This window comes from Microbacterium luteum, from assembly GCF_015277875.1.
Lineage (GTDB): Bacteria > Actinomycetota > Actinomycetes > Actinomycetales > Microbacteriaceae > Microbacterium > Microbacterium luteum.
Window position 1 is genome coordinate 2,825,747 of the sequence record NZ_CP063814.1, and the last position, 24,070, is coordinate 2,849,816.

Below are 24,070 nucleotides of genomic sequence, written 5' to 3' on the forward strand. Positions count from 1 at the left end.
AGGAGAGCGAGGAGCACATGCCCACGAGCCGACCGACCGTCTACGACGTCGCGGAGCGGGCCGGCGTGTCGATCGCGACCGTGTCGTTCGCGTTCCGCCGCCCCGACAAAGTGCGTGCGGAGACGCGCGAGGTCGTGCTGCAGGCGGCGCGCGAGATCGGGTACGTGCCGAGCGGCTCCGCGCGCAACCTCGCCCGGGGCCGCACCGGGGTGCTTGGGCTGCACCTGTTCGACCTGCTGCTCGACGTCGCACCCGGAACGCCGGCCGCCGACGAGGGTCTCGTCGATCTGTCGACGCTCGACCTCGGCGCACCCGTTCTGGAGTGGGATGCCGCCGAAGACGCGCGCGCCAGCGAGCCGAAGGTCTTCCCGCTCTACGTGGACGAGGTGCAGCGCGGGTTCGTGCTGGAATGCCGCCGCAACACCACCGGGGTGCTGCTGCGACGCGGCGGCACCGGGCCGAACGAGATCGCCGAGACCGCCGGTCAGGTCGACGGGCTCGCCATCCTCCCCGGCCACGTCGGCCTGGCTCCGACGGCCGCGCTGAGCTCCTCGGTGCCGGTGGTGATGGTCTCCAGCGCCGGCGGGCCGGGGCACCACGTGCTCGCCGACAACGTCGGCGGCATCCGTTCGCTCGTCGACCACCTCGTCACCGTGCACGGCGCGCGCAGCCTCGGGTGGGTGGGCGCGGCCGACGGCTGGGATCCCCGCCAGCGCCGCGACGCCTTCGACGCCGCGGTGGTTTCTCACGCGGAGGTGACCGGCGAACTGGTCGACCCGGTGGACGTCGGCGTCGACCCCGTCTTCACCGCCCTGCTCGAGCGGGCCGATGCCGGGTCGCTTCCGGACGCGCTCGTCTGCGCGACCGACCAGACCGCGCTGGCGGTCATCGATGCGCTGCGCGAGCGGGGTGTCGAGGCGCCGCGCGACGTGCTGATCGCCGGGTTCGACGGCATCCAGGCCACGCGCACATCCACCCCCACGCTCACCACGGTGCGGCAGCCGATGGAGCTCATGGGCCGCCTCGCCGCCCATCTGCTGCTCACCGACCCGGGCGACGGCTCGATCGCGCCCCGCACGGTGACCGTCGCCGTCGCCCTCCAGCTCGGCGGCAGCTGCGGCTGCGGCTGAGCCCGCGCGTCGCGAGAGGGGTGGCCGGGAGCGGCTGCGGGTGCCGGGGGCGGAAGTCCGGGGCGGGTGGCCTGGTGCGCGCGGCGCGCGCCGGCGCGGGTGCCGCGCGGGTTGCCCTGTGCGCGCGTTCACAACTCCTCAAGAGTGGGCAGCCGAACGGCCGCGCGGCGCGGCTGTGGCGCTTCCGGCCCGATTCTTGAGGAGTTGCGAACAGCGGGGGGGGCAGCTGCGCAGCGGGCTGCGCGGGTCAGGCGTGCGGATCTGTGGCGTTCAGCGTCGCCACCACGTCGGCGTAGTCGCCGCGCTGCTCGCCGTATCGCAGGTGTTTCACGCGCTCGACCTGCACCTCGGTGACATCCGGCTCCGCCTCGAGGATCGACATGACCTCGTCGACGAACTCCGCGAGGGGCATCGCGATCGGGCTCTGCCGCTGACCGGGCATGAGGTCGGTGGCGACCGCCGGCGGTTCGAGCTCGACGATGCGCACCGATGTGCCCGCAAGCTGCAGGCGCAGCGACTCGCTCAGCATGTGGATGGCCGCCTTCGAGGCGTTGTAGCTCGGCGTCGCGCGCAGCGGCGCGAAGGCGAGGCCCGACGAGACGGTCATGATCGTCGCATCCGGCTGGGCACGCAGGTGCTCGATGAGGGCGCCGATCAGCCGGATGGGGCCGAGCACGTTCGTGGTGACGATCTGCTCGGCCGAGGAGACGAAGCCGTCTGGGTGGGTCCAGTCCTCGGCGCGCATGATGCCGGCCATCGCGATCACGACGTCGAGGTCGGGATGCCGCGCGATGACATCCGCGCACGCTGCCGCGATGGAGGCGGCGTCGGCCGTGTCGATTTCGACGGCGTCGATGCCGGGGTGGGCGGCGGCGATCTCGTCGAGCAGGTGCCGGCGGCGACCGCCGACGATCACGGTGTTGCCGGCCGCGTGGAATCGTTCGGCGAGGGCCAGCCCGATGCCGCTCGTCGCGCCGGGGATGAAGATGGTGTTTCCGCTCATTCGCATGGGACGAGTTTTCGCCGGCCGGTCGGGGCCGACCAGAGAGCGCTCATCGGGGGATCGACGATCCCTGGATGGAGCCGGTGGCGCGAGGAAGGATGAGGACATGGATCGGGATGCGCTCGCGGAGTTCCTGCGCCGGCACCGGGAGACGCTGCAGCCGGCCGATGTCGGGTTGGGTGCCGGCGCGCGGCGGCGCGCCCCGGGGCTGCGTCGCGAGGAGGTCGCGCAGCTGGCCACGATGTCGACCGATTACTACACGCGGCTCGAGCAGCGGCGCGGTCCGCAGCCGAGCACGCAGATGCTCGCCGCCCTCGCCCGCGCGCTGCGTGTGACCGCCGATGAGCGCGACTACCTGTTCCGCGTGGCCGGGCATGCCGCGCCCGACCGGCGCACCGCATCCGCCTATGTCTCCCCGGCGCTCCGGCGCGTGTTCGACCGACTCGAGGACACCCCGGCGCTCATCATCTCGACCCTCGGCGAGACGCTCGAGCAGAATGCGCTGGCTGTGGCGCTCTTCGGCGATCACGTGGCCGAGACCGGGTGGAACCGGTACGAGGCGTATCGGTGGTTCACCGGACCCGGGGATGCTCGCGCGCACTACCCCGAGAGCTACCACCCGCAGCAGAGCCGCGCACTCGTGTCAGGCCTGCGTGCCGCCGTGGGCGAGATGGGCGTCCGCTCCCTGGCGGGGGAACTCGCGGCGGAGCTCACCTCGCGCAGCGCGGAGTTCCGCGAGCTGTGGGAGCAGCAGGTGGTGGCGCGGCGCTTCGCCGATCACAAGACGGTGCTGCACCCGGAGGTCGGGGCCATCGAGGTCGACTGTCAGGTGCTGTTCACCGAGGACCGTTCGCAGGCCCTGCTGGTGCTCACTCCGGAGCCCGGCGGCGACGACGGCGAGAAGATCCGCCTGCTCTCCGTCGTCGGCACGCAGTCCTTCGGCGCGTGACGCCGCGGAGGCGAGCGACCCCATGCCGGATGCGCGTGTTCGCAACTCCTCAAAGTGGGCAGCCGAAGCGCCGTGCGGCGCGGCTGTGGCGCTTCCCGCCCGATTCTTGAGGAGTTGCGAACCGGTGACGTTCGGCCGACCACGACCGAGCCGCCGCGCTACGGTAGGGGCGTGACTGCTCCCATCGATCCGACCGGCACCTCCGCGTGGGCTGAGCTCGACGCCCACCGCGCTTCGTTCGACCCCGATCTGCGCGGCTGGTTCGCCGCCGACGATGACCGTGTCGGAAAGCTCAGCTTCCCGCTCGCCGACCTGCACGTCGACCTGTCGAAGAACCTCGTCACCGACGAGATCCTCGCCTCGCTCGTGAAGCTCGCCGAACAGACCGGTGTCGCCGAGCGCTACGCCGCGATGCGCGCCGGCGAGCACATCAATACGACAGAGGATCGTGCGGTGCTGCACACCGCCCTGCGTCGCCCGGCCGGCTCCGAGCCCGCGCTCGTCGTCGACGGACAGAACGTCGACGACGACGTGCAGGAGGTGCTCTCGCGCATGGCGGCCTTCGCCGACCGCGTACGCAGCGGGGAATGGAAGGGCGTGACCGGCAAGAAGGTCACCCATATCGTCAACATCGGCATCGGCGGCTCGGATCTCGGCCCGGTGATGATCTCGGCCGCGCTGGAGCCATATGCCGATGCCGGCATCCAGGCTCGGTTCGTGTCGAACATCGACCCGACCGACATGGCCCAGAAGACCAAGGGGCTCGACCCCGAGACGACCCTCTTCATCGTCGCCTCGAAGACCTTCACCACGCTCGAGACCCTCACCAACGCCCGGCTCGCGCGAGATTGGCTGTGGGCGGGGCTCGAGGCAGCCGGCGCCATCGACGGGTCGGATGCGGCGAAGACCGACGCAGTGGCCCACCACTTCGTCGCGGTCTCGACCGCCCTGCCCAAGGTCGCCGACTTCGGCATCGACACCGACAACGCCTTCGGGTTCTGGGACTGGGTCGGCGGCCGCTACTCGGTCGACTCGGCCATCGGCCTGTCGCTCATGATCGAGTTCGGCCCGGAGGTCTTCCGCGAGCTGCTCGCGGGCTTCCACGCCGTCGACGAGCACGTCGGCTCGACGCCGCTCGCCGAGAACGTGCCGGTGCTCATGGGGCTCCTGAACGTCTGGTACGTCAACTTCCTCGGCGCCCAGTCGCACGCCGTGCTCCCCTATGCCCAGCAGCTCAGCCGCTTCGCCGCGTACCTGCAGCAGCTCACCATGGAATCCAACGGAAAGTCCGTGCGCTGGGACGGCACGCCCGTCACCACCGACACCGGCGAGGTGTTCTGGGGCGAACCGGGCACCAACGGACAGCACGCGTTCTACCAGCTCATCCACCAGGGCACCCGCCTCATCCCGGCTGACTTCATCGCCTTCGCGAACCCCGCCTACCCGCTTCAGGACGACGGCCGCGACGTTCACGGACTGTTCCTGTCGAACTTCCTCGCGCAGACCAAGGCGCTCGCGTTCGGCAAGAACGCCGAGGAAGTCGAGGCCGAGGGCACGACGGGTGCGCTCGTGGCCGCCCGCACCTTCGCCGGCAACCGGCCGACCACGTCGATCTTCGCGCCGGCGCTCACCCCGCGCGTGCTCGGCGAGCTGGTCGCTCTGTACGAGCACATCACGTTCACGCAGGGCGTGATCTGGGGCATCAACTCCTTCGACCAGTGGGGGGTCGAGCTCGGCAAGCAGCTCGCGCTGCAGATCGCCCCCGCGATCGAGGGCGACGAGGATGCGATCGCCGCGCAGGATGCATCCACCCGCGCCCTGCTGGAGTATTACCGCACGCACCGCTCCTGATCCGCTTGGCGCCGCCCAGGACCGCTCAGCGGGGGTACGGCACCGTGACCTCGCGAGCCACCGCGCGCAGGTCGTCGATCGACGGGAGCAGCCACCGGAGGTAGCCGACCGGCACGCCGGACACGGCGGCGATCCGCTCGTGCGAGATGACGGCGCCGGCGGCGAGCTCCTGCTGCACCGCGGCTTCGATGAGGCGGCGCCGCTGGGCGTCCCGCGCCCCATGCCGCTGCGGTGATCGTGATGCGGCGCCCGCGGGCAGCGCCGCGCGTGCGCGAAGCGGTCGCGAACGCGCCGTCTGCGCCCACCGGCGAACGTCCTCGACATCGCGACGCATCTGCTGGATGAGCGCGACCGCGCTGGCGAACCGCCGCTGCGGACGGATCCGCTCGCGCAGGTGCACGACGATCGTTCGACCGTAGAGGTCGCCGTCGAAATCCAGCAGGAACGGTTCGAGCAGGCGCACGCCTCCGGCGGCGTAGAACGTGGGGCGGCGGCCGATCGAGGCGGCGGCGATGTGGCGCACGTTGCCGACGTAGACGTCGGCGGCCCAGACGCCGTCCTCGATGCGGTCGTCGGATGCGAGCGCGAGGTTCGCGGTCGGGAAGCCCAGTTCGCGCCCGCGCTGATCGCCGTGGATGACCGTGCCGATGACGGCCGGGGCCCCACCGACGGAGTGCACCATCGCCGCCTCGGCAGGATCCGCCAGCACGCGCAGCTCCTCCGGGGTCACGCGCGACCTCCGTCGATCACGGCCAGCCCGTGGAACCTGCGCTCGTGATAGATCAGCGGCGCACCCGCGTCGTCGATGTTCATGGTGTGCACCCGCATCACGACGACCGAGTGGTCTCCTGCCGGAGCGCAGCTGTAGACGTCGCAGTCGAACCACATCGCCGCGCCGTCGATCAGCACGGCACCGTCGTCGGTCACGGTCGTCGCCAGCCCGTCGAAGCGGTCGCGGCTGCGCGACGCGAGCTGCATGCAGGAGTCGGACTGGTGCGATCCGAGCACGCTGACCCCGATCCGCACGGCTCGACGGAGGATCGGCCAGGTCGTGGAGGAGTTCTGCACCGAGAACATCACCATCGGCGGGCTGTACGACGCGCCGACGGAGAACGACGAGGCGACCATCCCGACGGGCACGCCGTCGACGATGGCGCAGAGCGCGACCACGCCGGTCGGGAACCTTCCCATCGCCCCGCGCACATGGTCGGGGTCGTGAGTGGGCACATCGAGCACGCGCGTGCTCTCGGATACTTCCGGGTACAGCAGGGTCATGACGGACTCCCTTTCGACGACGTCGCTCGGTTGGTGAGCACGGGTCGATCGGCGGCACGCAACGAACGCGGTCCGTTTCCAGACCCGATGCTTGCCCCCGGGGTCTTGTGTCCCGAGAGGGTCCGCAGCGGCTTACGCTGCGAGATCCAGTGTGCGCCGGGCGCATTGCCCGTCGGTCACACGGATGTAAACGGCGTATTGCGCGCGTCGTGTGACGATCCGTGACCTTCGACACACTCCGGAAACACGACGGTGGCAGAATCGGTCTCGCAGCGTAAGCCGTTGCGGGCGCTCCGGGCCAAAAGAACCTGGATGCGTGTGGAGGTCTCGTGCGCCCCACAGCCCCTGCGCTACGTGGAGTCACGGCACTCTCCGTTCCCCCTCAACCGGTACGGATGTGAGCAACATATGTCGTTGAAAGTCATGGTCGTCGTCGGCAACCCCAAGCCGGCATCCCGCACCCGCAAGGTGGCCGAGCTTCTGGTCTCCCACCTGCTGAGCCCCGGCTCGTACGAACTCGAGGTCATCGACCTCGCCGACCACGTGGATGAGATCTTCGCGTGGCCGTCGGAGAAGATGTCCGCCCTGAACACGCAGGTCGCCGAGAGCGACCTGGTGGTGTTCGCGTCGCCGACCTACAAGGCGACCTACACCGGCCTCCTCAAGGCCTTCCTCGATCGATACCCCGCGAACGGCCTCGCCGGCGTCACGGCGATCCCGGTGCACACCGGCGCCGACTTCACCCACGCGATGGGCCCGACCTTCACGCTCTCACCGCTCCTGGTGGAGCTCGGCGCGACCGTTCCCGGACGCGGCTTCTACCTGGCCCTCAGCCAGATGGACAAGCTCGACGAGGTCGTCGCTAACGCCGCCGCCGAGTACCGCAGCAATCTCAACCGCCTGGCCACCGTCGCCGCCGCGACGGCCGACGCGCCCGTGACCGCCTGAACGACGGCCGACGGAGGATTCATGTCTCACCCCACCCCGCCCACGGCCATCGACGCGCGCCGCTTCCGCGACACGCTCGGCCACTACGCCTCGGGCATCACCATCGTCTCCGGCATCGAAGACGGCGCGCCCATCGGCTTCACCTGCCAGTCGTTCTACTCGGTGTCCGTCGACCCGCCGCTGGTGTCGTTCAGCGTCATGAAGACGTCGACCACGTATCCGCGGATCGCCGCAGACGGCAAGTTCGCCGTCAACGTGCTCGCCCATGATCAGCACGCCGTCTCGAACCAGTTCGCCCGCAAGGGCACCGACAAGTGGGCCGGCATCGACTGGAGCCCGGCGGCATCCGGCAACCCGGTCATCGCCGACACCCTCATGTGGGTCGACTGCGAGATCTGGGCCGAGCACGAGGCGGGCGACCACCTCATCGTGATCGGCAAGGTCGTCGAGATGAGCCCGGCCGAATGGCACGAGCGCGACACCGAGCCCCTCCTCTATTTCAAGGGCGCCTACCGCCACCTGCGGGAGCTCGAACAGCTCGCCGGGTGACCTCATCCACCCGGCGCGATCAGAGGGCGTCCCGACCGCAGTCGGGGCGCCCTCGTCGTGTGTCGGGGCGGGGCACGCCGGACACGTCGCGGAAACATCGCGGCCGTAGGGTGTGAACCGTTCGATTCACTCCGCCGATCCCAGGAGCATCCCGTGACCACTCCCGCCCCCGCCGCGCGCGACCTGCGCGCTCTCCCCAAGGGACACCTCCACCTCCACATGGAGGCGGCGATGCGCCCGGCGACGCTCACGCGACTGTCGCAGAAGCTCGGCATCGAGGTGACGCCGACGACCGGCTTCGCCGGCTTCACCCAATTCAGCGCGACGTATCGCAGCCTCCTGGCCTCGCTCGACCACCCCGACCATCTGGGCATCCTGACCGATGAGATCTTCGCCGATCAGGCGGCGCAGGGCGTCGCCTACCTCGAACTCGCCGTGAGCCCGCAGTTCTACGCCGAACGCTACGGCACCGTCGAGGCGGCGCTGAACGAACTCATCGCGCTGGCCCGCGCCGCGTCGGCGGCACACGGCGTCGCCTTCGGACTCATGCCGACCATCGACCGGATGCGCGATCTCGATGAAGCCATGGTGATCGCTCGTGCGGCCGCCGCGCGCGCCGGCGACGGCGTGGTCTCCCTCGGGCTCGCCAACGAGGAGCGCGGCTACCCCGCCGGCGACTTCGCCGAGCCGTTCGCCCTCGCCAAGGCCGCCGGGCTCCAGTCCACGCCGCACGCCGGCGAGCTCGTGGGCCCGGAGTCGATCCGCGACGCCCTGGGTGCCCTTCAGGCCGACCGCATCCTGCACGGCGTCCGTTCGGCGGAGGACCCGGCGCTCGTGGCGGAACTGGCCGACCGCGGCATCCCGCTGGATGTGTGCCCCACCTCGAACCTGCTGCTCGAGGTGGTCGACGACATGGCCGCGCATCCGCTCGTGGGCCTGCTGGATGCGGGCGTGCGCTGCTCGATCAACGCCGACGACCCGATCCTGTTCGGCCCCGACATCCTCGACGAGTACGAGCTGTGCCGGCGCGAACTCGGCATGACCGACGAGCAGCTCGCCGCGTGCGCGTGGACCTCGATCGAGACCACCCTCGCCGATGACGAGACGAAGGCGCGCGCGAGGTCCGCCATCGACGCCTGGCTCGCGTGAACGACGCCGGCGACAGCCCGGAGCGCGCGCGGCTGCTCGGGCTCGCGACCGACCTCATCCTGCGCGAGGGCGTGATCGACATGAGCCTCAGCGCGATCGCGCGCGGCATCGGGTCGAACAACCGCATGGTGCTGTACTACTTCGGCTCCAAGCAGGGACTGCTGGATGAGGCCGCCCAGGCGGCGTTCGAGCGCTTTCCCCGCCTGCGCGACATGTTCGCCCGCCTCGCCGGCGACGGTTCGATCGAACAGCGCCTGCTGGCGGTGTGGGAAGACCTCTCCGCGCCCGAGAACCACCCGTTCCTGCGCCTGTTCTTCCAGCAGTTCGGCACCGCGATGCGCGACCGCGACGGCTGGGACGCCTTCACCGACCGCATCGCGCACGAGTGGATCGACGCGACCGCCGAGGTGCTGCGGCGCGACGGTTTCGGCGCCGACGACGCCCGCGTCGCGGCGACGCAGCTGGTCGGCCTCTGGCGCGGCCTGCAGTTCCTCACCCTCACCGGCGTCGATCCCGACGAGCTTCGCGCGGCGAACCGCGCCACGGTGCACGCGCTTCTGACCCGCCGGTGACCTCGCCGAAACAATCGCCGCCTACAGTGTGAACCGTTCAGTTCACTCAGGTCGGAGGAGAGTCGGATGGCGGCACCGTGGAAGCTCGGCATGTTCCAGAGCGCAGGCCCGATGGGCATGTGGAAGCTGCCCGAGAACCGGTCGACGGACTACCTCGACCTGGAGTACTGGGTCACGATGGCACGGCGCTGCGAACAAGCCGGCGTGGACTTCCTGTTCCTCGCCGATGACTACGGATACCCGATCGTCGACGATGCCGTGCCGGCGGCGGCGATCCGCGGAGCCATCCAGTTCCCGAAGGCCGACCCGATGGCGATCCTCCCCGCCCTCGCCGCCGTGACCGACCGCCTGGGTCTCGCCGTCACCCTCTCGACGATGGTCGAGAAGCCCCCGATGGTCGCCCGCAAGCTCGCGACGCTCGACCACCTCACGCGCGGACGCATCGGCTGGAACATCGTCACCGGCGCCGGTCAGAACGCGTCCGCGCGCCTGTTCGGCATCCCGCTGACCGACCACGACAAGCGCTACGAGATCGCGGCCGACCACGTCGACCTGTCGCTGAAACTGTGGGAGGGGTCGTGGGATGACGACGGCCTCGCCCTCGACCGCGAGCGCGGCGTCTTCGCCGACCCCGACAAGGTGCGCGAGATCGAGCACCACGGGCCGCACTTCGACGCCAAGGGCCTGCTGACGGTGCCGCCCGGACCGCAGCGCACACCGCTGCTGTTCCAGGCGGGCACATCCTCGCCCGGACGCGACCTCGCCGCCCGCTACGCCGAGGCGGTGTTCCTCGCCGCCGAGATCCCGGCGATGGCTTCCCAGATCACCGACATCCGCCGCCGCGCCGAGGGCTACGGCCGCGACCCGGAGTCGGTCACGTGCCTCATCGCGGGCACGTTCATCGTCGCCGAGACCGCGGAGGGCGCGCGCGATATCCAGCGACGGGTCACCGAGGCGCGCTCGCTCGACGACGCCGCGGCCGCGTACGCGTTCTACACCGGGCTGGATCTGTCCGGCATGGACCCCGGCCGGCCGCTCGACCCCGCTGCGGTGTCGAGCTCGCAGACCGGACGCACGAACATCGAGCGCTTCACCGGTCCGGATGCGCCGACGGTGCGCGAGATCCTGGAGGAGTTCCAGCGCAACTCCGTCATGGGCACGCCGTTCGTCGGCACCCCGGCGGAGGTCGTCGACGCGGCCGAGCGCGCCATCGCGGACACCGGCGCCGACGGGTTCCTCGTGCAGCCCGACCACACCGGCACCTTCGACTCCTTCCTCGACCTCGTCATGCCCGAACTGCGCACGCGCGGACTCGTCGCCGCTGAGAACCCCAAGGTGACCCTGCGAGAGCGGCTGCTCGGTGCGGGGCCGCGCCTGGCCGACACCCATCCGGGGGCGGCGCATCGACGGGTGGCGGTGCACGCATGACCGACGCGAAGACCCTGCACTTCGGCGTGTTCGAAGTGACCGCACCGCAGGTGGGCGGCACGTTCAGCTGGGCGCATCCGCGCAGCCGCAGCGCCGACTTCCTCGACCCGCAGCACTGGATCCACATCGCGCGCGTGCTCGAAGACGCCGGCTTCGACTTCCTCTTCTTCGCCGGCGGCTACGGCTACCCGCTCGTGGACGGCGACCTGCCCGAGATCGCGGCGACCAAGGGCATCAACTTCTCCGCGATCGACCCCGACTACCTGCTCCCGCTTCTCGCCCAGCACACCGACACCCTCGGGTTCGTCGTGACCATGTCGACCGGCCTCGAGCATCCGGCTCAGCTCGCGCGCCGCTTCGCGACCCTCGACCACCTCACCGGCGGTCGCGTCGGGTGGAACATCGTCACCGGCGCCTCGCAGAACGCCGTCGCCGACGTGTTCGGACAGGACGAGATCGTGCCGCACGACACGCGCTACGCGATGGCGGCCGAGTACGTGGAACTCGCCGCACGGCTGTGGGAGCAGGGGTGGGATGACGACGCCCGCATCATGGACCGCGACGCCGGGGTCTATGCGCGGCGCGAGGGCGTGCATCCGATCGTCTTCGAGGGCGAGCACTACCGCTCGCGCGGCTACTTCGGGGCCCCGCCGTCGCCGCAGCGCACGCCGGTGCTGTTCCAGGCCGGAACCTCCCCCGCCGGACGCGCCTTCGCCGCGCGCAACGCCGAGTGCGTGTTCGTGCAGGCCACGACGCCCGCGCGCACGGCCGCCGCCGTCGCCGACATCCGCCGGCTCGCCGCCGACCGCGGACGCGACCCGCGGGCCGTGAAGCTCATGGCCGGGCTCACCGTCTTCGTCGGCGAGACCGAGGCCGATGCGCAACGCTATGAGGCGGAGTTCGACGCGATGCAGACGGACGAGATCGTCGCATCCCTCTACGCCGGCAACACCGGCATCGACCTGCTCGCCCTCGACCCCGACAAGACGCTGCACCAGGTGCTCGAGCAGGGCGGCCCGGTCGGGCAGATGGGAACGAGCAACATCGAGCGCTTCCTCGGCGAGAACGCCCCCACGGTGCGGGAGATCCTCGACCAGCTGCGCGGCCGCGGCACGCGCGGCTTCCGGCTCGTCGGAGACCCGGTGCAGGTCGCCGACGGCATCGAGCGCCTGGCCGCCGAGACCGACCTCGACGGATTCCTCCTCGAACCGGTGTTCGAGCCGGCCGACCTCGAGGACTTCGGCCGCCTCGTGATGCCGATCCTGCGCGAGCGCGGCCGGCTGCGCGCGGGCGTTCCGGGGAACACCCTCCGCTCCCGCGTGACCGAGCGCCCCGGCCACGACCGCCTCGGCGCGGAGCATCCGGTGCTGGCGGACTGAGTCCCGAGCCGGCGACGGCACGGCCGCATCCGAACCGGCCCTTTCCCGCCGAACGGCCCCGTTTCGTCGCGGCGGAAAGGGGTGGCTCGGCGAAAAGGGGGTGGCTCGGTGGAAAGGGCTGCGTCGCGGAGTCGCCCCTGCGCCCACTGCCCCCGCGCCCACTGTGCCGCGAGCACATATGCCGGACGAAGGCATGGGGTGGCAGCACGTTCCGCGGGGTGGCGAGGCTGGGTAGATTCGACGCATGCCGTACACCACCGTCGACGATGTCTCGATCTACTTCGAGATCGAGGGGAATCCGGCGGATCCGGCGATCGTACTCATCTCCGGGGGCGGCGCGCAGCTGATCAGCTGGGACGACCGGCTCGTCGCGCTGCTCGTCGCGGAAGGCTTCCGCGTCGTGCGCCTGGACAACCGCGACACCGGGCTGTCGCAGCGTTTCGGCGGCGACGAAGACATCGACGGCGGCTACGACCTCTCCGACATGGCCGAAGACGTGCTGCGCGTGCTGGATGCGCTCGACATCCCCGCCGCGCACCTCATCGGGCACTCGATGGGCGGAATGATGGCCCAGACCGCCGCGATCGAGCATCCCGAGCGCGTACTGAGCCTGGGGGCGGATGCGCTCGCGCAGCATGTGCCGCGCTGAGGCCGTCAGGCCCATCCGACCTCGGCCGTCGCCAGCACCGCGTCGTCGGGATCGAGGGCGGTCACGATCGTGCGGCCGACGTGCAGGTGCACGATCACCTGGGGACCGACGCGCGTGGAGACCACCCGCGCGGTCACGTCCCGCGCGCCGCCGCCGAACTGCACCAGGACCGGGTCCTGGTCGTTGGCGAGGGCGACGAGCTCGTCGCGGGCCTCGAGCACGCGCATCCGCACGCCCTCGGGATCGACCGCGTCGAGGATCTGGATCTGCGCGGCCATCACGTCGCCGGTGTGCGAGGTGCGGAAGCCGCCGTGCCCGCGCGCCATGCGCGCCGCGTTGGAGGCGGCGGCCACCACGCTCGGCTCCTCGGTGGCCATCGGCACGAGCCGGTCGATCCCGTCGATGTGGAAGTTCGTGGCGACGCCCACCGGGATCGCCATGGTCCCCACGACGTTCTCGATCATGTGATCGGCCTGTTCGAGGGTGAGGCCACCGCCGATGCCGAGGGGATCCAGCGCGTCGGCCGGCAGCCCCGCTCCCTCCACGACCCGCCGTCGGCGCTCCTCTGGCGTGTGGTCGCGCAGGCCCTGCAGACGGCTGTTGATCGGCATCGATCCTCCCGGAACATCGCAGACCCCCGAAGGGGCAGGTACCTGCCGAAACTACGTCTGCGGGCAGCCGCCGGCCATGGAGGAACCGCCCATGATGCGGCCACCGGAGTGGGGCGTGCATCTACCGACGCGCGTCCGGAGCGTTTCGCGTGCGGGGGGATCTCGGCGAATCAGCCGGCGAGGAACTCGCGCGCGGCGGCGCGGAAATCCCGCGAGCCCGGCGCGTTGAAGTGATGACGGTTCGGGATCTCGACGAACCGGCCCTGCGGGCACGCGGCGGCGAGCGCCTTCGAGCCCTCGAGGATGGCGTCGCGGGAGCCGGTCGCGATCAGCACGGGCTGGGTGGGCGCCGCCGTCGGGTCCGGGTCGGCGGCGCCCGAGGCGCGCAGCCCCTCGGCGATCGCGAGCAGAGCCTCGAGGTCGTTGCCGCCGACCCGTTCGATCAGGCCGATGTACTGCTGCGTGCGCTCATCCGTCACCGCTGCACCCTCGCGCACGTAGGCCCGCGCCTGATCGAGGTCGAGCCTGCTCAGCGGCACCCCGTCGGGAACGCCGCCCAGCACCACCCGCTCGATCCGCCCCGGAAGATCCCGAGCGACCTCCCAGCCGACACGAGCGCCGAGGGAGTAGCCGACGTACGCGACGGTGTCGACGAGGTAGGTGTCGAGGACCGTCTCGACGTCGCGGGCGAGGGCCGCGAGCGCATACTCACGCGACTCGTGGGGCTTGTCGCTGGCCCCGTGGCCGCGCTGGTCGAGGGCGAGAACGCGGAATCCGTCGCTGGTGAGGTCGCGCACCCAGCCGGTGTTCACCCAATTGTCCCGCGTGCTCGAGGCGAACCCGTGCACGAGCATCACCGTCGGCTGCCCCTCTTCACCCCAGGTGTACGTGGCGAGGCGGAAGCCGTCCTCGGACATCACGAAGGTCGGGGCGGGCACGTCGGTCAGCGAAGTCGCGGCACTCACGCATCCATTCTCGCGCCGAACACGTTCCGGGCCCCAGACGCCGGCGGGACAAGCGACAGATCCCGCCGGCCGCTTCCGGGCTCCCCCAGTTGTGCCCGGTGCGTCGTCTGGTACATCGAGTCTCACACCGGGACGTCCCCCGCGCTTCCGGGGGAACCCCTAAACCTCTCGAACCCGCATCCGGGGTTCCGTCCCGCCCCGCCGCCCCGTCGCCCCGCCGCCGCCGCCTCGCAGCCCCGGCCCGCCGCCCCGGTCCCGCCACGCTGCCGCCGCCCGCCCCGCAGCCCCGGTCCCGCCGTCTCCGTGCCGCAGCCTCGCCCCGCTACAGCCCGGCCCCGCTGCCGCCGCCTCGGCGTGCCGTAACTCAGGCTGCAGGAGTGAAGACGCCGCGAAACGCCACCAATCAGGCCTCACCGTCCTCCTCAGCCTGAGTTAGTGCCACAGCCCCAGCCCGCCGCCCCGCTGCCGCCGCCTCGGCGTGCCGTAACTCAGGCTGCAGGAGTGAAGACGCCGCGAAACGCCGCCACTCAGGCCTCACCGTCCTCTTCAGCCTGAGTTAGTACCACAACTCCAGATCCGCCCCGACGCCGCCCCACCCTCTGGCGGCCGCGCCAGGCGGCACGACGCCGAGGTCTGAAACCCGGAGACCCGGAGGCCCGAAGACCCGAAGACCCGAAGACCCGAAGACCCGCCGAACCGTTCACCGGCCCGCGGTGCCGCAGCGCCCGCGTGTCCCAATTCAGGCTGAGAGAGTGCCGACGCCGCGAATCGGCCCGAATCCGGCATCGCCGCGCCCGCCAGCCTGAGTTAGTGCAACGACTCCGACTCGCACTCCAACGCGGAAGCCCACTGCCGCCCCACCATCGGCAGTCACGCAGACATCGGCCGCCACGCAGGCCGCACGAGGCCCCGTCCCTCGACCCCGAGGCGCCCGAACCGTAACCGCGGCCACGCCGCGGGCTCTCGCGTACCCCAACTCAGGCTGCAGGAGTGACAACGTCGCGAAACGACCCAAAGTCGGCCTCACCGTTCCGCTCGGCCTGAGTTAGTGCCCCTCCACGCGGGACGCAGAACCGCCGACGCCAACGCCAACACGGACACGGACACCGACACCGACGCAGACGGGGACACGGACACGGACACCGACACCGACGCAGACGCAGACACCGAAGCGGACGCGACGCAGATACCGAAGCGGACGCGGAGGCGGAGGCGGATGCCATCGAGGCCGCCCCAGGGGCCGACACCCGTGCGCCCGCCCGTCACCGACACGAACGCCGGCCGGCACCGGCGCCGACGCTCGGCGGACGGCTCTGGTGCAACTGACACGGGCGGCCCCACCGGCAGACGCGATCCGCCGTTCACCGGCGCGTTCGGGTCGCGTTACCGATTCGTAACCCCGCCCGAGGTCTCCCATAGCACCTGCATAGGCGGGCGGCGTTCTCTGGAACTCCGACACCACCCGTCAGGAGCAACCCGTGGAACTGGTCACCGTCATCGCCCTCGATCTCATCGCGATCGCCGTCCTGGCGTTCGCCGTCTACTACCCCCGACACCGGCGACGAGACCTCGCCATCGCCTTCGTCGGCGTCAACGTCGGCGTGCTCGCGGTGTCGATGGTGCTCACCGACTCGACCGTCACCGCCGGCCTCGGCCTCGGACTGTTCGGCGTGCTGTCGATCATCCGCCTGCGGTCCCGCGAGATCGAGCAGAGCGAGATCGCCTACTACCTCGCCGCCCTCGCCCTCGGTCTGATCGCGGGCCTGTCGGGCGCGGCCACATGGAGTGCGATCGGCCTCACGGCGCTGATCGTCGGCGTGATCGCGATCGTCGACAGCCCCCTCGTGCTGCGTCGCTCGCGCGAGCAGACGCTCGTGCTCGATCGGGCCTACCCGAATGAGGATGACGCCCGAGCGGCCGTCGAGACACTCCTCGGCACACCCGTGCAGCGCGTCACCGTGCGCGGACTCGACCTCGTCTCCGACACCACCACGGTAAACGTGCGGTACGCCCTCCCCCGCCGCGGAGCCTCGCCGCGTCGCCGCAGCACGCATGACAGCTCCACGCCCTCGGAGCGCGACAGCGCGCCCGACACGGTCGCCCACACCTGGCAGGTGGCCCGATGAACGCCCTCGCCGCACTCGGCGGCCTGCGCACCGTGAGCCTCGACGAACTCAACGCCCAGGCGCAGCTGCAGACACGCGTCGACCGCAAGTACATCGTTCCGGCCCGCGACCTGTCGGCGGTGCTGCATGCCCTCCCCACCGGCAGCGAAGTCCTGGACATCGGCGGAGAGAACGCGCTCCGCTACGCCTCGCAGTACTTCGACACGCCCACCCTCGACAGCTTCTACGGCGCCGTGCGCGGACGCCGACGTCGATTCAAGGTGCGCGCGCGCACGTATCTCGATTCGGGCGGATCGTTCCTCGAGGTGAAGACCCGAGGTGCACGCGCCGCCACCGTCAAGGACCGGGTGCCAGTCACCGGCGACGAACTCGACGACGAAGCGGTCGCGTACGCCACCGACCTCCTCGCCGATGCCGGGATTCCCGGCGCGGCGCGCCTGGCCGAGAGGCTGCAGCCGACGCTCGTCACTCGATACCGCCGCGCCACGGTGCTGCTCCCGGCGACGCCGGGCGGCGACCCCTCGCGGGCGACGATCGACACCGAGCTCACGTGGATCGCCGCCGACGGCGCGGTCCTGCAGCTGCCGTCGTCCGTGATCGTCGAGACGAAGTCCGGGCAGCGTGCCGGCGCGCTCGACCGCACGCTGTGGCGACAGGGCCACCGCCCCGCGAAGGTGTCGAAGTACGGCACCGGGATGGCCGCGCTGCACCCGGACCTTCCCGCCAACCCGTGGCACCGGGCGCTGAGTCGGCATTTCCGCCACGGAACCATCGCACGGGGCATCGCGCCCGGTACCGCCTCCGTCCCGGCGTGACACAGACTGACCGCCCTGCGCCACCGCGGCCCCGGCGCTCGTAGACTCGGCGCGTGAAGACGATCGGCGTGCTCGGCGGGATGAGCTGGGAATCGTCGCTGGAGTGGTACCGCCTCGCCAATGAGCGCATGCGCGATCGCCTCGGCGGCTATCACTCCGCACGCATCCTGCTCGACTCCCTCGACTTCGCCGAGATCGAGACCCTGCAGGCCGCGGGCGACTGGGGCGCAACGGCGCGGATCCTGTCCACCCGCGCACGCAGGCTGCAGGATGCGGGCGCCGACCTGATCGTGCTGTGCACCAACACGATGCACATCGTCGCGGACGACATCGAAGCGGCCATCGACATCCCGTTCCTGCACATCGCCGATACGACCGCCGACGCGATCGCCGCGGCCGGGTTGCACACCGTCGGCCTGCTCGGAACGGCGTTCACGATGGAGCAGCCGTTCTACCGCGACCGCCTGGCCTCGCGCGGCATCCGCGCCCTCGTTCCGAACGAAGAGGATCGCCGCACCGTGCACGACATCATCTACGGCGAACTCGTGCACGGCGTCGTGACCGACGACGCGCGCGGGCGGTATCGCGACGTGATGGCACGACTGCATGAGGCGGGCGCGGACGGAATCATCCTCGGCTGCACCGAGATCGAGCTGCTCGTCACACGCGCCGACAGCCCGGTGCCGGTCTTCCCGACGACGGCCCTGCACGTCGACGCCGCGGTCGCCTTCGCACTCGGCGCCGACGGCTCCTGACCGGGCGAATCACCTCTCGCCGTCGATGCGGGCGAAGAGTTCGCCCGCGGCGGACCTCGCCGAGGCGACGAGCTCATCGCGCGACGCCGACGCGGCGGCCATCGCGAGCACCGGGCGGTCGGCGTCCTCGGCCCAGACATCGATGTCGGGGCTCGGTCCGCAGAGCAGGACCCCGTCGACGTTGCGGGAGATCAACGCGTCCACCCCCGCGCGGATCGCGACCGCCTCTCCACCGGCGCGCACCACGACGAGCAGGGCGCCGTGCTCGTCGGCGACCTCGGCGACCGCCTCCGCCACAGCCGCGCACGCGGGGTCGGCGAAGGCCGGAACGACGAGACCGATCGTGGGCAGGATGCGCCCCTGACGCAGCGCGCGGGCAGCGCGGTTCAGCCGGTAGCCGGTGGCCGCGATCGCCTCACGGATGCGCTCCTCCTGCTCCGGCGAGGTCTGCTGCTTCCCGTTGAGGATGCGCGAGATCGACATCCGGCTCATCCCGACGATGTCGGCGATGTCCTGGAGCGTAGCCTTTCGTCGTTGACCGGCCATGACCGGATTCTAGCCCGGGGCCAGAAAGCCCGGTCTGGCGGCAGGGCGGGGATGGCCGGAGGTTTGCGCAAGATCTCCCGAGCGGATGCGCGAATGTATCGGGATGGAAACGTTGGGTCGCTAACATCGCCGACGAGCGGACGCGGGTCGCGGGGGAAGCCGCTCGAGACGCCACTTGATCCTGGGGGATTACCGATGCATGCTCGCCGTTCGCGCCACTCTCGTCACCGCTCCCGCGTGCTCACGCCCTGGTATCGCCAGGAGGTGGGAGGCCTGCCGGTGTGGGCCATGATCGTCATCGCCCTCGCGGTGGCCGGCCTCATCGCATTCACCGTGACGAACATGCCGGCATGACCGTCACGCATCCCGCCGGCCGGCGGTGAGGGCGCATCCACCCGGCGGTCAGGAGGAGAGGATCGCAGCGATGCGCGTGCGCAGCTCTCGCGGCAGGAAGGGCTTCACGAGATAGTCGTCCGCGCCCGCGGCCAGAGCCCGCGCCCGGTCCTCGTCGGTTCGCCGCGCCGTGAGCATCACGATTCGCGTCGTGGCGAAGTCGACATCGGAGCGCAGCTCCTCGCACACCTCGATGCCGGTCTTGACGGGCATCATCCAATCGAGGAGAACCAGATCGGGATGCTGGGCGCGGGCGAGCTCGAGCCCCTCGCCGCCGTCGCGCCCCACCCGGATGTCGTATCCGTCGCGCGCGAGCACGTCGCGGACGAGCGATGCGACGTCTTCGTCATCCTCGACGATCAGCACCTGAGCCATGCGACACCTCCCTGGCGGGCGTCTGTTCAACCTACCCGGCGCGAGGCGAATCCTCGACTGCGGCACATCGCCCTTGATCCCAATGCCGAAGATGACCCATAATCGCCGCTACCCTCTGACCGTGGAGCGCTTGACCCCCGACACGCGCCTGACGCGGACACGCGCCGAGCGTCCGCAGACGCCGGCATGGCTGTGGATCGTCGCGGCCGTGGGGATCCTCGCCCTCGCGCTCCTCGGGGTCTCGTTCTCCGTGCCCGGCACCCCCCTGGCGGTGTGGTGGCCGGCCGCCGGCTTCTCGGTATGGTTCGCACTGAAGGCGGCGCCGCGTCAACGGTGGATCGCGGTCGTCGTCATCTTCGTCGTCACGACGATCGCCAACGCGCTCGCCGGTCGCGACGCGACGCTGTCGCTCATCTACGGTGCCGCGAACGCGCTGGAAGCCGCCCTCGTCGTCGAGCTGCTCGCTCAGCGCACCCGCATCACCGCGCGACGGGCGCATTTCCCGATCACGACCGGACGCCGATTCCAGCTCGACTCGGCGCACGCCGCCCTCTACTTCGCCCTCGCCGCCGTCATCGGATCGGCCTCGACGGGCGTCATCGTGGGCGTCACCGCCGCGGTCGTGAGCGGCGCCTGGTCACCGCTGCCGGGTATCTTCGCGAGCGTTTCGCACTGCGCCGCGATCCTCCTGATCGCTCCGTTCGCCCTTCTCCCGCCCGCCGTGGCCACGCGGGTGAGCCGGGCGGAGATCGCCGCGCAGACCCTGCTCCTGGCCGGACTGATCGCGATCACGTTCACGGCGCTGACCAGCCTGCCGGGAGCCTTCCTCATCTTCGGTCTGTTCACGTGGGCGGTGCTGCGCTTCCCGCTCCGGGTGGTATACCCGCAGGCGCTCGCCACCGCCGTGATCGTGCTCGTGCTCACCATCCTGGGCGAGGGGGCTTTCGCCGACCGGGCGAACAGTCCGCTGGAAACCGCCGCCGTCACGGTCGTGTTCATGACCTCGCTCGCCGCGCTCACGGTGCTCCTGTCCTCCGCGCGCTACGAGACCCTCGCCCGGGCGACCGCCGCCCTCGAACTGACCCGTGCACAGGCCGAGGTGCAGCGCGAACGCGCCGCCGCCCTCGCCGACCGACTCGAACTGGAACGTCAGCGGCAGGATTTCGTCGCCACGACCAGCCACGAGCTGCGCACCCCGATCACGAGCATCCTCGGCTACAGCGATCTGCTCCGCGAGTCGGAGGCGGCCACCCCCGAGCGGGACTGGATCGAGATCATCCACCGCAACGCGAAGCGCCTCAGCGATCTCGTCGAAGATCTTCTCGCCCTCGGCCACGGCGAAGCCGCGCCGAGCGCGCTCACCCCCGTCGACGTGGCCGCACCGGATCTGATCGCCGACGTTCTCTGCACCCACGAACCGCTGGCGATGGCCCGCCGACTCGACCTCGCCCACGCTGCACCGGCCGACGCCGTGATGCGCGTCGACCGCGGCGACGCCCTGCGGGCCCTCGGAAACCTCGTGTCCAACGCGGTGAAGTTCACTCCGGAAGGCGGGAGGGTGCTCGTGGAAGCGTCGCGCGTGGACGGCGAGGTGGTCTTCACCGTCACCGACACCGGACCCGGGATGTCGCCGGCCACCCTCGCACGGGCCTTCGACCGGTTCTACCGCGCACCCGACGCCGAGACGCAGAACACCCCCGGCACCGGCTTGGGGCTCGCGATCGTCCGCGAGCTCGCCGAGCGCAACGGCGGCCGCGTCGACCTCACCTCGCCGGAGCACGGCGGCGTGCGGGCGACGCTCGCGTTCCCCGCGGTTCCGCAGCACGCCGAGGCAGGAGCGCGATGATCCCCGCTCGCGTGCGGCTCGAGCGCGTCGTCTCAGCGCACCGCGATCGTCGGTGAGGTCGGATCCTCGAGCACCGACGTCGAGACCGAGCCGAGGAAGAAGCGGGCGAGCGCGCCGCGGCCGTGCGTGCCGACGACGAGCAGTGCGGCATCCCGTGCCAGGTCGGTGAGCAGCTGCGCGGCGTCGGCTTCCTCGACCCGCGTGTGCACCTGCAGCTCGGGATGCGCCGCACGCACCCGCGCGAGGGCACGCTCAACGCGCTCGGTCGCGACCGGGCCGAGGTCGATCGGGGTGAGGCCGGCGGGGTCCGCCGAGCCGATCAGGTAGTCGCCGCTGCCGGTGAGATCTCCGGATACGGGCACCGGCAGCCACGCGCTGACGGCGATGAGCGGCTCCCCGCGGCTCAGGGCCTCGTCGGCCGCGAACGCGACGGCCGCCGGCGTCACATCCGAGTCGTCGATGCCGACCACGACGCCGTGTCGGCCAACGACCGAGCCGTGCGGCACGACGGCGACGGCGCTGTGCGCGCCGGAGACGACATGACGCACGAGAGCGTCGTGGTGGTCGGCGTGGTCGTGTCCGAGCACGACCAGCGTCGCGTCCTCGGACATCGCCACGAGCCCGTGGGCGAGATCCCCCGTCACCGTCTGCGCATCCACGTCGACGGGGACTCCGAGGCGATCGACGATCTCGCGCACGCGCGCCGCCTCGGCCTCGAGCAGGATGCGCGCGGTCGGCACCGCCTCGTCATCGGCCCGTTCCGGCGAGGTCGCGACGAGCGTGAGCCGCGCCTCACGGGCCGCGGCGCGGGTCGCGGCCCAGGTCACGGCCTCCTCGGTCGACGCGGACTCGGTCACCGCCACCACGATGCGTTCGGTCATCGGACCCGCCCCCTTCCGCACCGCCGTCCGCGGCACCGTCACGCCGATGCTATCGACGGCGGCGGCGTGGCACATCCCGCGACGTGGCACACTCGACGACATGGAGGACTGGGTGGATGACGCCGCGGAACAGCTGGAGAAGCTCACCGGCGATCCGATGGCCGGGGCCGCCCGCGGCACGGTGACCGTGCTGACGGTGTCCGAGCCCGACGGCCGCGCTCGCTACCAGGAGTGCCGCCTGCGCCTGCGCGCGACCGGCGACGACGTCGCCGAGGCGATCGTCGAGACCGCCGTCGTCGTCGACCGCCGACACTGGCCCCGTGCGGGTGCGACACTCCCCGCGCGCATCTCGCGTACGCACCCGGGAACGATCGACGTGAACTGGGATGCGCTCGCGCGCGGCCGCTGAGCGCCGAGCCGGCCTAGGGGATGGCGACCGGAGGGGCGACCTTCCCGGAATCCACGTCGAACGGGATGACCGCGTCGAGGTCGACGGTGAGCCCGGCCGTGGAGCTGGCGCGGTTCGCCAGTTCGCTGAGCGTCGGGGCGTGCAGCGGTTCCGGAGCGGCCGATCCGAAGACGAAGCGCAGCGGGATCGACGGTTCGATCCAGAGAGTCGATCGCCCGCCCTCGTCGTCGGCGGCGTTGCGCCACGACATGGTGAAGCTCTCGTGACGACGGAGCTTGGTCGCGATGACGACCTTGAGGTGCGCGAGCAGGCGATCGGGGAACTCGATGGGATCGGGCAGATTGCCGTAGTAGAGGTGGCCCATGGGATGACATCCCTTCGCCTCGCGGAGGTTGCAGAGACCGGCTACGCGAGAACTGACGCCGATAGGTCAAACCCTACCTCTCATGCACGCGACCGGCACCCCGATGAGAGGGATCTCACCCGCATTCGTCGGCCCCGGGGTGGCCGAGCGCGCGCGGCTTCGATAGCGTGAGCGGATCGAGGACGCCGCGGCGACACCCCGACTCGCGATGCGGAGCCGTCCTCCCGATCTGCGGAGTGGTGTGCGCGTGATGTCACGACGACGGCGAAGGCTGTTCGGCCTTCCCGCGATCGTCGTCGGCGGCGCCCTCATGCTCCCCGGATGCTGGTCGCTCGCCGACGGCGCCACCGAGTACGACGCGACGGCGGGTATCGACATCGACGGCGAGATCGATGCGACCGTCGAGGGCGTGGCAGAGGACCGTCCGCCCGCCGCCGATCCGGCCCCGACCGATCCCACGCCGCCTCCCGCTCCCGATCCCCTGCCCCCGGAGCGTTCGGACACGGCGCCCATCGGCGAACGAGAAGCCGATTCGCGCGATTCCGTGGCGACTCCGGATCCTCCGACTCCGACGTCGCCGCGTCCGGCTTCTCCGCCGCCGGCTGCGCCGGCGACGGCCGATCCGTCACCCGCACCTCCACCCGCCGAGGAGGAGGCAGACGAGGAAGCCCCTCCGGAAGAGGACGAAGCCGTTCAGGAAGAGGAGGAGCCCGCGGACAACGAGGCAGACGCGGGCAGCGACGGCGACAGCGACCCGGGGGATGAGCTCGCCGCTGAGGAGCCGGAGTCGAGCGACGATGCCCCGGTGGAGGTCCCGTCGACCGAGGCGGATGCGGACGCGCCGAGCGGCGCCGACGCTCCGCCGAGCGGCGTCGAGGACGAACCGGGATCGGTCGAGAAGGACCCATGCGAGCCTGCGGGTCATCTCCTCGACGCCGTGACGGCCTGACCCAAACGGACAGCGACCCCGGCACTGGGGTCGCCGGGGTCGCTCTTCCGCTTTCGAATGGAGCGGTCGGATACCCGAAGTCCGCCGGTCCGCATCAGCGGGGAGATGCTTCGTCGACGACGATACGTCGCAAGGCGCGGATGCGTCTGTCAT

General features: G+C 71.0%; 25 protein-coding genes. 16 read left to right on the forward strand and 9 right to left on the reverse strand.

Annotation, left to right across the window (positions count from 1 at the left end; all coding sequences use genetic code 11):
- Window positions 1–17: 17 nt before the first annotated feature.
- Entirely contained in the window at window positions 18–1,130 is a 1,113-nt protein-coding gene (locus IM777_RS13785) for a LacI family DNA-binding transcriptional regulator (RefSeq protein WP_194383775.1), read from the forward strand.
- A 247-nt stretch (window positions 1,131–1,377) separates the two neighbouring features.
- On the opposite strand, the gene IM777_RS13790 is transcribed toward IM777_RS13785, so the two are convergent.
- Entirely contained in the window at window positions 1,378–2,139 is a 762-nt protein-coding gene (locus IM777_RS13790) for an SDR family oxidoreductase (protein WP_194383776.1), read from the reverse strand.
- Window positions 2,140–2,239: 100 nt separating this feature from the next.
- On the opposite strand from IM777_RS13790, the gene IM777_RS13795 reads away from it, so the two are divergent.
- Together IM777_RS13795 and pgi are read left to right on the forward strand one after the other, a co-directional pair.
- Window positions 2,240–3,082, forward strand: a complete 843-nt coding sequence (locus IM777_RS13795; protein WP_194383777.1) for a helix-turn-helix transcriptional regulator — start codon at window positions 2,240–2,242, stop codon at window positions 3,080–3,082.
- Window positions 3,083–3,253: 171 nt separating this feature from the next.
- Window positions 3,254–4,933, forward strand: a complete 1,680-nt coding sequence (gene pgi / locus IM777_RS13800) for a glucose-6-phosphate isomerase (protein ID WP_194383778.1) — start codon at window positions 3,254–3,256, stop codon at window positions 4,931–4,933.
- Between the two features lie 25 nt (window positions 4,934–4,958).
- Here pgi and IM777_RS13805 read toward each other — a convergent pair whose 3' ends face one another.
- Window positions 4,959–5,663 (reverse strand): riboflavin kinase, encoded by a 705-nt coding sequence (locus IM777_RS13805; RefSeq protein WP_194383779.1) that lies wholly within the window; start codon window positions 5,661–5,663, stop codon window positions 4,959–4,961.
- Window positions 5,660–6,208 (reverse strand): flavin reductase family protein, encoded by a 549-nt coding sequence (locus IM777_RS13810; RefSeq protein ID WP_194383780.1) that lies wholly within the window; start codon window positions 6,206–6,208, stop codon window positions 5,660–5,662. The genes IM777_RS13805 and IM777_RS13810 overlap by 4 nt, the downstream gene beginning before the upstream one ends.
- A 408-nt stretch (window positions 6,209–6,616) precedes the next feature.
- On the opposite strand from IM777_RS13810, the gene IM777_RS13815 reads away from it, so the two are divergent.
- From IM777_RS13815 to IM777_RS13845, 7 genes are all read left to right on the forward strand, one after another.
- The gene (locus IM777_RS13815) at window positions 6,617–7,156 is read left to right on the forward strand and encodes an NADPH-dependent FMN reductase (protein WP_194383781.1); all 540 of its coding nucleotides are present in this window, start codon (window positions 6,617–6,619) and stop codon (window positions 7,154–7,156) included.
- Window positions 7,157–7,177: 21 nt separating this feature from the next.
- Window positions 7,178–7,705 (forward strand): flavin reductase family protein, encoded by a 528-nt coding sequence (locus IM777_RS13820; protein WP_194383782.1) that lies wholly within the window; start codon window positions 7,178–7,180, stop codon window positions 7,703–7,705.
- A gap of 153 nt (window positions 7,706–7,858) precedes the next feature.
- Window positions 7,859–8,854, forward strand: a complete 996-nt coding sequence (gene add, locus IM777_RS13825; RefSeq protein ID WP_228480822.1) for an adenosine deaminase — start codon at window positions 7,859–7,861, stop codon at window positions 8,852–8,854.
- A complete protein-coding gene (locus IM777_RS13830) occupies window positions 8,851–9,426 on the forward strand; it encodes a TetR/AcrR family transcriptional regulator (RefSeq protein WP_194383783.1) in 576 nt (191 codons plus the stop codon). The genes add and IM777_RS13830 overlap by 4 nt, the downstream gene beginning before the upstream one ends.
- A gap of 66 nt (window positions 9,427–9,492) precedes the next feature.
- Window positions 9,493–10,854, forward strand: a complete 1,362-nt coding sequence (locus IM777_RS13835; protein WP_194383784.1) for an NtaA/DmoA family FMN-dependent monooxygenase — start codon at window positions 9,493–9,495, stop codon at window positions 10,852–10,854.
- Window positions 10,851–12,233, forward strand: coding sequence for an NtaA/DmoA family FMN-dependent monooxygenase (locus tag IM777_RS13840; protein ID WP_194383785.1), 1,383 nt, complete (start codon window positions 10,851–10,853; stop codon window positions 12,231–12,233). The genes IM777_RS13835 and IM777_RS13840 overlap by 4 nt, the downstream gene beginning before the upstream one ends.
- Before the next feature lie 244 nt (window positions 12,234–12,477).
- Window positions 12,478–12,882, forward strand: a complete 405-nt coding sequence (locus IM777_RS13845) for an alpha/beta fold hydrolase (RefSeq protein ID WP_194383786.1) — start codon at window positions 12,478–12,480, stop codon at window positions 12,880–12,882.
- A 5-nt stretch (window positions 12,883–12,887) separates the two neighbouring features.
- Here the strand turns inward: IM777_RS13845 and IM777_RS13850 are convergent, their stop codons facing one another.
- On the reverse strand, window positions 12,888–13,493 hold the full coding sequence (locus IM777_RS13850; RefSeq protein ID WP_194383787.1) for a hypothetical protein: 606 nt from the start codon (window positions 13,491–13,493) through the stop codon (window positions 12,888–12,890).
- 170 nt (window positions 13,494–13,663) lie between these two features.
- A complete protein-coding gene (locus tag IM777_RS13855) occupies window positions 13,664–14,410 on the reverse strand; it encodes an alpha/beta fold hydrolase (RefSeq protein ID WP_194385577.1) in 747 nt (248 codons plus the stop codon).
- A gap of 1,526 nt (window positions 14,411–15,936) precedes the next feature.
- Between IM777_RS13855 and IM777_RS13860 the strand changes: the two genes are divergently transcribed.
- From IM777_RS13860 to IM777_RS13870, 3 genes are read left to right on the forward strand one after another with little or no spacing between them, the layout of a single operon-like run.
- Entirely contained in the window at window positions 15,937–16,584 is a 648-nt protein-coding gene (locus IM777_RS13860; protein ID WP_194383788.1) for a DUF4956 domain-containing protein, read from the forward strand.
- Window positions 16,581–17,399, forward strand: coding sequence for a polyphosphate polymerase domain-containing protein (locus IM777_RS13865; protein ID WP_194383789.1), 819 nt, complete (start codon window positions 16,581–16,583; stop codon window positions 17,397–17,399). Before IM777_RS13860 ends, IM777_RS13865 begins: the two co-directional genes overlap by 4 nt.
- A gap of 53 nt (window positions 17,400–17,452) precedes the next feature.
- Entirely contained in the window at window positions 17,453–18,154 is a 702-nt protein-coding gene (locus tag IM777_RS13870; protein WP_194383790.1) for an aspartate/glutamate racemase family protein, read from the forward strand.
- Between the two features lie 9 nt (window positions 18,155–18,163).
- Here IM777_RS13870 and IM777_RS13875 read toward each other — a convergent pair whose 3' ends face one another.
- Window positions 18,164–18,700 carry a LacI family DNA-binding transcriptional regulator gene (locus tag IM777_RS13875; RefSeq protein WP_071044957.1) on the reverse strand — a complete coding sequence of 179 codons (537 nt, stop codon included), beginning with the start codon at window positions 18,698–18,700 and terminating at the stop codon, window positions 18,164–18,166.
- 402 nt (window positions 18,701–19,102) lie between these two features.
- Window positions 19,103–19,468: a response regulator transcription factor gene (locus tag IM777_RS13880; RefSeq protein ID WP_071044956.1), complete on the reverse strand. Its 366-nt coding sequence runs from the start codon at window positions 19,466–19,468 to the stop codon at window positions 19,103–19,105.
- Between the two features lie 121 nt (window positions 19,469–19,589).
- Here IM777_RS13880 and IM777_RS13885 point away from each other — a divergent pair, with 121 nt between their 5' ends.
- Window positions 19,590–21,314, forward strand: a complete 1,725-nt coding sequence (locus tag IM777_RS13885; RefSeq protein ID WP_194383791.1) for an ATP-binding protein — start codon at window positions 19,590–19,592, stop codon at window positions 21,312–21,314.
- A 32-nt stretch (window positions 21,315–21,346) separates the two neighbouring features.
- On the opposite strand, the gene IM777_RS13890 is transcribed toward IM777_RS13885, so the two are convergent.
- Window positions 21,347–22,195 carry a universal stress protein gene (locus IM777_RS13890; protein WP_194383792.1) on the reverse strand — a complete coding sequence of 283 codons (849 nt, stop codon included), beginning with the start codon at window positions 22,193–22,195 and terminating at the stop codon, window positions 21,347–21,349.
- On the opposite strand from IM777_RS13890, the gene IM777_RS13895 reads away from it, so the two are divergent.
- Complete coding sequence (locus tag IM777_RS13895; RefSeq protein WP_194383793.1) at window positions 22,182–22,604, forward strand: hypothetical protein; 423 nt, start codon at window positions 22,182–22,184, stop codon at window positions 22,602–22,604. The two genes, IM777_RS13890 and IM777_RS13895, sit on opposite strands and share 14 nt — an antisense overlap.
- A gap of 13 nt (window positions 22,605–22,617) precedes the next feature.
- On the opposite strand, the gene IM777_RS13900 is transcribed toward IM777_RS13895, so the two are convergent.
- Window positions 22,618–22,968, reverse strand: coding sequence for a DUF7882 family protein (locus IM777_RS13900; protein ID WP_071044952.1), 351 nt, complete (start codon window positions 22,966–22,968; stop codon window positions 22,618–22,620).
- A gap of 247 nt (window positions 22,969–23,215) precedes the next feature.
- Here IM777_RS13900 and IM777_RS13905 point away from each other — a divergent pair, with 247 nt between their 5' ends.
- Window positions 23,216–23,917 (forward strand): hypothetical protein, encoded by a 702-nt coding sequence (locus IM777_RS13905; protein WP_194383794.1) that lies wholly within the window; start codon window positions 23,216–23,218, stop codon window positions 23,915–23,917.
- Window positions 23,918–24,070: the final 153 nt, after the last annotated feature.

What these genes read in the sequence shown, in the direction of transcription:
- IM777_RS13880 (WP_071044956.1), bottom strand. Translation starts at nt 19,468, where the DNA reads ATGGCTCAGGTGCTGATCGTCGAGGATGACGAAGACGTCGCATCGCTC.
- IM777_RS13795 (WP_194383777.1), top strand. Translation starts at nt 2,240, where the DNA reads ATGGATCGGGATGCGCTCGCGGAGTTCCTGCGCCGGCACCGGGAGACG.
- IM777_RS13815 (WP_194383781.1), top strand. Translation starts at nt 6,617, where the DNA reads ATGTCGTTGAAAGTCATGGTCGTCGTCGGCAACCCCAAGCCGGCATCC.
- IM777_RS13845 (WP_194383786.1), top strand. Translation starts at nt 12,478, where the DNA reads ATGCCGTACACCACCGTCGACGATGTCTCGATCTACTTCGAGATCGAG.
- IM777_RS13810 (WP_194383780.1), bottom strand. Translation starts at nt 6,208, where the DNA reads ATGACCCTGCTGTACCCGGAAGTATCCGAGAGCACGCGCGTGCTCGAT.
- IM777_RS13790 (WP_194383776.1), bottom strand. Translation starts at nt 2,139, where the DNA reads ATGCGAATGAGCGGAAACACCATCTTCATCCCCGGCGCGACGAGCGGC.
- IM777_RS13840 (WP_194383785.1), top strand. Translation starts at nt 10,851, where the DNA reads ATGACCGACGCGAAGACCCTGCACTTCGGCGTGTTCGAAGTGACCGCA.
- IM777_RS13865 (WP_194383789.1), top strand. Translation starts at nt 16,581, where the DNA reads ATGAACGCCCTCGCCGCACTCGGCGGCCTGCGCACCGTGAGCCTCGAC.
- IM777_RS13855 (WP_194385577.1), bottom strand. Translation starts at nt 14,410, where the DNA reads ATGTCCGAGGACGGCTTCCGCCTCGCCACGTACACCTGGGGTGAAGAG.
- IM777_RS13835 (WP_194383784.1), top strand. Translation starts at nt 9,493, where the DNA reads ATGGCGGCACCGTGGAAGCTCGGCATGTTCCAGAGCGCAGGCCCGATG.
- IM777_RS13890 (WP_194383792.1), bottom strand. Translation starts at nt 22,195, where the DNA reads ATGACCGAACGCATCGTGGTGGCGGTGACCGAGTCCGCGTCGACCGAG.
- IM777_RS13875 (WP_071044957.1), bottom strand. Translation starts at nt 18,700, where the DNA reads ATGGCCGGTCAACGACGAAAGGCTACGCTCCAGGACATCGCCGACATC.
- IM777_RS13895 (WP_194383793.1), top strand. Translation starts at nt 22,182, where the DNA reads ATGCGTTCGGTCATCGGACCCGCCCCCTTCCGCACCGCCGTCCGCGGC.
- IM777_RS13900 (WP_071044952.1), bottom strand. Translation starts at nt 22,968, where the DNA reads ATGGGCCACCTCTACTACGGCAATCTGCCCGATCCCATCGAGTTCCCC.
- IM777_RS13820 (WP_194383782.1), top strand. Translation starts at nt 7,178, where the DNA reads ATGTCTCACCCCACCCCGCCCACGGCCATCGACGCGCGCCGCTTCCGC.
- IM777_RS13785 (WP_194383775.1), top strand. Translation starts at nt 18, where the DNA reads ATGCCCACGAGCCGACCGACCGTCTACGACGTCGCGGAGCGGGCCGGC.
- IM777_RS13850 (WP_194383787.1), bottom strand. Translation starts at nt 13,493, where the DNA reads ATGCCGATCAACAGCCGTCTGCAGGGCCTGCGCGACCACACGCCAGAG.